2 protein-coding genes are annotated in these 1,414 nt (G+C 76.2%); both read right to left on the bottom strand.

Going from position 1 to position 1,414, the window contains the following annotated elements:
• Positions 1 to 432, bottom strand: a 432-nt coding sequence (locus H5J29_RS32600; RefSeq protein WP_281376161.1) for a protein kinase domain-containing protein, incomplete at its 3' end; no start/stop codon positions are given.
• 441 nt (positions 433 to 873) lie between these two features.
• Positions 874 to 1,269: a hypothetical protein gene (locus tag H5J29_RS32595; RefSeq protein WP_181784743.1), complete on the bottom strand. Its 396-nt coding sequence runs from the start codon at positions 1,267 to 1,269 to the stop codon at positions 874 to 876.
• Positions 1,270 to 1,414: the final 145 nt, after the last annotated feature.

Below are 1,414 nucleotides of genomic sequence, written 5' to 3'. Positions count from 1 at the left end.
ACCCTGCTGACCCGCCTCGCCGACGCCCGGCTCTACCTCTGCACCGGTGCCCGCCGGGATCCCGGGCCTGCGCGTCGACGCGGCAGGCACCCGTCGGTCGCCCTGCTCCAGCAGGGACCCGACGGTGAACGCGGGGGTGCCCGTCACCAGCTCGAACGCCACGGCGGCGAACGCGAAGAGGTCGGTGCGGTGGCTCGCGACGGGCCCGGCGAGCTGTTCGGGCGCGAGGTAGACCGGTGCCCCGACGCCCGCGGTGCCGGTGTCCAGCGTCCCGATCGTGTGGTCCCGGGTGTCCGCGGCGAGGCCTGCGAGCGGGTCGACGCGAAGCGACCCCCGACCCGCGGCGTCGAGCACGATCGCGGCGGGGGTCAGGTCGCCGTGCAGGATCCCCTTGTCGTGCAACCGGTCCAGGGCGGTCGCCACCGGACGCAACGCCGTGACCGCGGCCGGTCCCCGGCCGCCGTCGGTGGCCAGGACGAGATCGAGCGGACGGCCGTCGACGGGTGGGGTCCGTTCCGACCGCGGCGGCGGCCAGGGGGACCTGGTCGGTCACCGTGAGGAGGAACAGGCTCAGGAACCCGAGCCAGGTGAGCGTGCCGCCGACCAGGCCCACCACCCGTCGGGTGGCGACGGCGACCCGCGCCACCACCAGGATGCCGAGTGGCAGCGTCAGCAACGCCAGGTAGACCAGCCAGAGCACGGCGGACTGCGCGCCCGGAGCCGCCGCGACCTTCTCGGCGACGGTCGTCGGGTCGTCCACCGTGGAGTACGGGAGGACGGCGCGGAGGACGGCGATGGAGAGCGGCCCGATCGCCGCCACCCCGATCAGGACGGCACCACCCCTCCGGGTGCCGGTCCCCGCGACGGCGGCCGTCACCGGGTCCGCCGGAAGGCCGGGACGAGCAGTAGCCCGCCCACCACGGTCAGCGCGACGACGACGCCCGCCGCCGCCACGGCGGGCAGGGGGACGTCCGGCAGCACGAACGCCGGGACCGCCGTGGCCGCGGAGGCGGTCCGGAGCAGCAGCAGGCCGGTGAGCAGCCCACGCCGCGGCCGCCGCCACGCCAGGAGGACGAGGACCAGGGACGCCAGCCCGAGGGCGGCGGAGGCGAACGCGATCCCCATCGGCGGGGTCCGGCCGTCGGTGAGCAGTGGGGTGGCGAGGTCGGCGAGGGACACCAGGCCGAGCAGCCCGAGTCCGATGCGGACAGTGGTCGGTACCGGGGTGGTCGGTACCGGGGTGGTCGGTGAGGTGGTGAGCGTTGTCATGGGAGGAGCGTGTGGCCGACGACCACCCCCGCGGCAGGGCCGCGACTCCCGGGTGGGCCGGGAGATCGCCCGGCCGGACCCGGGTACGGACCCGGGACAGGAGACCCCCGCGTCGGCCACACTCCGTGCATGCCGCGCTCGACCG

This window comes from Pseudonocardia pini, assembly GCF_013870575.1.
In the GTDB taxonomy this organism is placed as follows: Bacteria; Actinomycetota; Actinomycetes; order Mycobacteriales; family Pseudonocardiaceae; genus Pseudonocardia; species Pseudonocardia pini.
Note: the sequence above shows the minus strand (reverse complement) of the source record. Positions and strands in the feature narration are given on the sequence as shown.